The 6,624-nt window shown below is 52.5% G+C and carries 4 protein-coding genes; all 4 read right to left on the bottom strand.

Features of this window, described 5'->3' with window-relative positions:
• Positions 1-138: 138 nt before the first annotated feature.
• Positions 139-336, bottom strand: a complete 198-nt coding sequence (locus NA986_RS23660) for a DUF2933 domain-containing protein (RefSeq protein ID WP_000843496.1) — start codon at positions 334-336, stop codon at positions 139-141.
• A 40-nt stretch (positions 337-376) separates the two neighbouring features.
• Positions 377-2,854, bottom strand: a complete 2,478-nt coding sequence (gene silP / locus NA986_RS23655; protein WP_001398208.1) for an Ag(+)-translocating P-type ATPase SilP — start codon at positions 2,852-2,854, stop codon at positions 377-379.
• A 96-nt stretch (positions 2,855-2,950) separates the two neighbouring features.
• Complete coding sequence (locus tag NA986_RS23650) at positions 2,951-3,391, bottom strand: DUF411 domain-containing protein (protein WP_000758221.1); 441 nt, start codon at positions 3,389-3,391, stop codon at positions 2,951-2,953.
• Positions 3,392-3,477: 86 nt separating this feature from the next.
• Positions 3,478-6,624 (bottom strand): Cu(+)/Ag(+) efflux RND transporter permease subunit SilA, encoded by a 3,147-nt coding sequence (gene silA, locus NA986_RS23645; protein ID WP_000574035.1) that lies wholly within the window; start codon positions 6,622-6,624, stop codon positions 3,478-3,480.

The raw sequence follows: 6,624 nt of genomic DNA, 5'->3' as shown, positions 1-6,624 counted from the left end.
GTAAGCAGAGTTTTTGAAATGTAAGGCCTTTGAATAAGACAAAAGGCTGCCTCATCGCTAACTTTGCAACAGTGCCCCAGAGACTACGAACGATACCTGGACTGATAACGGGACCGCGACGCGGCCCCGTTTGCCGGATTAATTTTTTTTATTGTTTTCACTTCCGTGATGTTGGTGATCCCCATGCCCTCCGTGGCCGTGGAAAAGATGCATTAGCGGGCAGACCAGCAATAACAGATATGGCCAGTAACCTGCCACATGTGACCAGTGTTCTCGCAGGAGGGCAAATGCCGCGATCGCGGCGACAGCAATAAGCGCATAGGTGGTACTTTTCATACTGGACTCCTTCTGTTCATAACAGACCCTTCACTCAGTGTTATTTCCCGAGCCTGACACTTTTCAGACGCAACGCATTCACAATGACGCTGACGGAAGAAAGAGCCATGGCCGCCGCCGCAATAACTGGCGACAGCAGTATTCCATACACAGGATAAAGCAGGCCTGCAGCCACCGGCACACCAAGTGCGTTGTAGATAAATGCAAAAAACAGATTCTGTCGGATATTTTTCATGGTGATCTCTGACAGATGACGGGCCCTGTTCAGTATCATCAGGTCGCCTTTGAGAAGGGTGACTCCGGCACTTTCAATTGCCACATCTGTACCCGTTCCCATGGCTATTCCCACGTCAGCCGCTGCCAGCGCCGGGGCATCATTCACACCGTCTCCGGCCATCGCAACCACATGGCCAGACGCTTTCAGTCGGGTTATCACTGCTTTTTTGCCATCCGGCAGAATCCCGGCTTCAACCTCATCTATTCCCAGTTTCCGTGCGACTGCTTCAGCGGTAAGCTGGTTATCCCCGGTGAGCATAACGATGCGGATCCCCGCCTGACGCAACGCTTTAAGTGCATCCGGCGTGGTTGCTTTCACGGGATCCGAGATAGCTATCAGGCCTGCAAGGTACCCATCTGTGGCCACATAGATAACGGTAGCGCCTTCCATCCGCAACTTATCCGCAACGGCCTTTTGATTATCAATAACGATACTGTTTTCCTGCATAGCCAGTTCATTACCAATAACAACCCGTTGACCTTCAACATCGCCTGAAACACCTTTCCCCGACGGAGCATTGAAATCACTGACTGCGGGTATCATGATCCCCCTGTGCTGGGCTGCCCGGACTACAGCCATACCCAGCGGATGCTGCGAGCCTTTTTCCACTGCGGCCGCTACACGTAAAAGAGATGCTTCCCCACCCGGATTGAGACTGATAATCCCTGTCACCGTAGGCGAACCTTCCGTGAGCGTGCCTGTTTTGTCGACAACCAGCGTGTCCACTTTTTCAAGACGCTCAAGGGCTTCGGCATTCCTGATTAACACCCCGGCCTGGGCTCCTTTGCCTACCCCCACCATTATCGACATCGGTGTGGCCAGCCCCAGTGCGCAGGGGCAGGCAATAATCAGGACCGACACAGCCGCAATCAGACCGTGCGCCATCCTGGGCTCGGGCCCCCAGACAGACCAGATCACGAAAGCAACAACCGCGATAAGTATCACCAGAGGAACAAACCAGCCTGAAACGCTGTCAGCCATTCTCTGGATGGGGGCACGCGAACGCTGTGCATCAGCGACCATCTGAACAATTCGTGAGAGCATCGTTTCATCACCGACTTTCTCTGCACGGATGATAAGACTACCTGTCTGATTAATCGTCCCCCCAATGACAGGGTCATCCTTCGTTTTGGTAACCGGCATAGACTCCCCGGTCACCATCGATTCATCAACGGTTGTTTTGCCTTCGATCACGATACCGTCGACCGGAATACTCTCTCCAGGTCTGATGCGGAGCTTATCGCCAGGCAGGACATCTTCCGCATTAATATCCGTTTCATGACCGTCATGATCCAGCCGTCTGGCGGTTTTGGGGGCAAGGTTCAGAAGCGCAGTAATGGCGCCTGAGGTTTGTTCCCGTGCCCGCAGCTCAAGAACCTGTCCCAGCAGAACAAGCACCGTAATAACTGCTGCGGCTTCAAAATAAACGGCCACCAGGCCATCCATGTTTCTGAACGATGCAGGAAACCAGGAGGGGAAGACGGTTGCAATGACGCTGTAAACCCAGGCTACGCCGGTCCCCATTGCAACAAGGGTAAACATATTCAGGGAGCGGTTACGTAACGACATTCCGGCCCGGGCGAAGAATGGCCAGCCACACCACAACACGACAGGGGAGGCCAGAAGCAACTGCAGCCATGTGTTGTACTGTGGCGGTACTGTATTCCTCAAGTCGGGAAACAGATGAGATCCCATTTCGAGTACCAGAACCGGAAACGCCAGCAACAACCCCAGCCAGAAGCGTCTTGTCATGTCGTGAAGTTCATCACTCGGCCCCGTGGATGCCGTAGCTACGAGCGGCTCCAGTGCCATTCCACAGACAGGACAGCTTCCGGGACCACTGCGGCGTATCTCCGGGTGCATCGGACATGTCCACACACCTTCAGAATTCTCTTTTTCCGCCTGGTGGTGAGGCTGTTTTATCTGATCAGGGCTGACTTCGTGATGATCGTGGTGATGGTGATGGGAATGTTCACTGGCATCTTCGGTAAGATAACGATCGGGATGGGCTTTAAATTTACTCTCACAGCTGGCGGAGCAGAAATAAAGTTGATGGTCCTGGTATCGAATGCTGCTGTGCGCCCTGTCGGGCAGGATGGCCATCCCGCACACGGGATCTCTCACCTTATGCAATACGTGGCCCTCGTCCGGGGATAATGTCTGCTCAGAAGCAGTCTGGTTGTTGTGTTGCACTGCATTGTTATTTTTCACTGTAACTCTCCTTATGCATATCTGAAGCATTTTTGTCTTCAGGGTATGTCATGGATGCGATTACCACGAATATCGCCGGCACAGGAGTGCCTGCTACCGGCGTCCCGTTATCAGCCGTTCCGCTGACTATTCGATTCGCTGGAAGACTTTTTTACTTCCATCCGGTGAGAATGCGATAACATCGTAAGCCTCTTTTCGGGCTCCCATCTCCATTCCAGGACTTCCTGCTGGCATACCGGGGGTGGCGAGACCGTATATACCCGAACCAGACTGCATTGCCTTATGTATCGTTGTCGCAGGCACATGGCCTTCAATGATCAAATTACCGGCAACCGCGGTATGACAACTTCGTAGTCCTGCAGGAATAGCATGCTTTTCTTTCAGGGCTGACAGCGCCTGATCATTCATGATGTGAGTTCGTACTTCAAACCCGTCTTTTTCCATCGCTTTGCCCCACAGGGAACAACAGCCACAGTTTTCAGATTTGTACATATCAATCACTTTTTCACTCGCCATCGCGGGTAGTGAAAGGCCGAGAGCCAGCGCTATTAGAACCACTTTTTTCATACTCACCTCTGTATATTATCGATATAAACCCTGACGTCAGGGTGAATCAGTAAAGAAGGACACCCACAGGGGGTGCCCTTTCAGGTTCAGGACACGCTTTTTTTATGTCTGCGCAGCCAGATTAATTTGTAGGCGGCAGGAATAATGAACAGGGACAGCAGCGGAGCCGTGATCATCCCACCAATCATGGGTGCCGCGATACGGCTCATGACTTCTGAACCTGCACCGGTTCCCCAGAGTATTGGCAGCAGACCCGCAATGATCACCGCCACGGTCATGGCTTTCGGCCGGACACGCAGTACGGCACCATGATAGAGGGCTTCATCAAGGCCTTCCGGTGTGAACGTCTCTTTACGGGACAATTCCGGGTGCGCTTCAATGGCATGACGCAGATACATCAGCATGACCACGCCAAACTCTGCTGCCACCCCGGCCAGGGCGATAAACCCGGTGCCGGTTGCGACAGACATATGGAAGCCCTGCCAGTACAGGAACCATATCCCGCCTACCAGCGCAAACGGCAGGCTCATCAGAATAAGTAAGGCCTCATCAGCCCGGCGGAATGCCAGATACAACAGGATGAAGATGATCATCACCGTCATCGGCACCATCAGCTTCAGTTTCTTGTTGGCATGCTCAAGCAGTTCAAACTGTCCGGAGAATGACACGCTGGTACCCGGTCTCAGTTTCACTTTCTGACTGATCGCCGTTTTAATGTCATTAACCACCGACACCATATCCCTGCCGCGCGCGTCAATGTAAATCCAGCTGGCTGGACGGGCATTTTCGGTTTTCAGCATGGTTGGTCCGGAAACGACCTTAATATCGGCAACATCGCCCAGCGTAATTTGCTGCTTCATTGGGGTCAGGATTGGCATCTCTCTCAACGCCTGCGGACTGTTACGGTAATCCTGCGGATAGCGAATGTTAATAGGGTACCGGGCCACGCCTTCAACCGTCTCACCCACCATAGCCCCACCGATTGCTGAAGAGACGAACAGCTGGACGTCGCCCACAGTCATCCCGTACCGGGAAGCTTTTTCCCGGTTAATGTCCACATCAATATAACGTCCACCTTCCAGTCGTTCAGCCAGTGCGGAAACCACACCAGGTACGGTTTTAGCGACTGCTTCGATACTCTGTGCTGTTACATCGATATCCGACAGAACAGTACCCGATACCTTAATACCTATCGGACTTTTAATGCCGGTTGAGAGCATATCAATACGGTTACGGATAGGCGGTACCCAGAGGTTGGCCAGACCCGGTAAACGGACGGTCCTGTCGAGTTCTTCAATAATCTTGTCAATCGTCATGCCTGGACGCCACTGATCCTCAGGTTTCAGTTGGATGGTGGTTTCCATCATTTCGAGCGGAGCAGAATCCGTGGCGGTCTCAGCCTTACCGGTCTTGCCAAAAACTGAGGCCACTTCAGGCACCGTTTTGATTAGTTTGTCCGTGGTCTGTAAGAGCGCAGCAGCTTCTCCAGGAGACACGCCAGGTAACGTTGACGGCATATACAACAGGTCACCTTCGTTAATCTTCGGTAAAAACTCGCCGCCCACCTGACTCAGTGGCCAGATAACAGTGAAAATGGATAAAGCCGCAACCAGCAGGGTTGTTTTTGGCCAGTGTAGTACCCTGAGCAGTAACGGGTGATACGCTTTAATCAGCAACCGGTTCAGTGGGTTACTGGTCTCAGCAGGAATTTTCCCGCGGATCCAGAACCCCATCAGAATAGGGATAACAATGATTGCCAGTATGGCTGCACCCGCCATGGAATACGTTTTTGTAAAGGCCAGCGGACCAAACAGACGCCCTTCCTGCCCTTCCAGGGTAAAAATAGGAATGAACGATAATGTGATAATCAGCAGGCTGATAAACAGCGCTGGACCCACTTCAACGGAGGCGTCAGTGATAACCTTCCAGCGGGTGGCATTATCAATCTGTTCCCCGGGATGCTGATGGTCCCACTCCTCAAGCCGTTTATGCGCGTTTTCGATCATGACGATGGCGGCATCCACCATCGCTCCGACGGCTATTGCAATCCCTCCCAGCGACATAATGTTGGCATTCAGCCCCTGGAAGTGCATGACGATAAAGGCGATACACAGGCCAAGTGGCAGAGAAATAATCGCCACCAGGGCAGAACGGACATGCCAGAGGAACAGTGCGCAAACGACAGCAACAACGATAAACTCTTCAAGAAGCTTGTAACTGAGGTTGTCAATCGCACGATCGATTAACTGGCTGCGATCGTATGTCGTTACGATCTCCACTCCTTCAGGCAGGCTTGCCTTCAGCGTGTCCAGTTTATCCCTCACCGCCGTAATGACTTCGCGTGCATTTTTGCCCGAACGCAGGATCACCACTCCGCCAGCGACTTCGCCCTGACCGTTAAGCTCAGCGATACCACGCCGCATTTCCGGTCCCATTTGTATGCGGGCAACATCACGCAGGTAAACAGGTACTCCATTTTCCCCCGTTTTCAGGACGATATTTTTGAAATCATCAATAGTCTGAAGATAACCGCTGGCCCGGACCATATACTCTGACTCAGCAATTTCAACAGATGAGCCACCGGCTTCCTGGTTAGATGAGCTAAGAGCTTGTTTTACTTCTGGCAGACTGATGCCGTACTGCGTCAGTTTTACCGGGTCAAGCTGGATCTGATACTGCTTAACCACGCCGCCTACGGATGCAACTTCAGCGACATTAGGAATGGTTTTCAGCTCAAACTTCAGGAACCAGTCCTGCAGAGAACGCAGTTCTGAAAGGTCGTGTTTTCCGCTGCGATCGACAAGGGCATATTCAAAAATCCAGCCCACACCCGTGGCATCAGGACCGATTTCAGAACTCACACCAGCAGGCAGTTTTCCCTGAACCTGATTCAGATACTCCAGCACGCGAGAGCGCGCCCAGTACAGATCGGTGCCGTCTTCAAAAATGACATACACATACGAATCCCCGAACTGTGAAAAACCACGCACGGTTTTTGCGCCAGGCACGGACAACATGGTGGTGGTAAGCGGATAGGTGACCTGGTTTTCTACAATCTGCGGGGCCTGGCCGGGATAGCTGGTTTTGATAATGACCTGCACATCTGACAGGTCAGGCAAGGCATCTACCGGCGTGTTAATAATCGTCCATGTTCCCCAGATGCTGAGAAACAGGGCCCCCATCATGACCAGGAAACGGTTGGCGACAGAGCTCCGGATAATCCATTCAATCAT

Origin of the sequence: Salmonella sp. NW177, assembly GCF_051811585.1 — a bacterium.
Classification (GTDB): Bacteria; Pseudomonadota; Gammaproteobacteria; order Enterobacterales; family Enterobacteriaceae; genus Salmonella; species Salmonella enterica.
The sequence above is the reverse complement of the archived record's forward strand: the minus strand, read 5'-3'. Positions and strand labels throughout refer to the sequence as shown.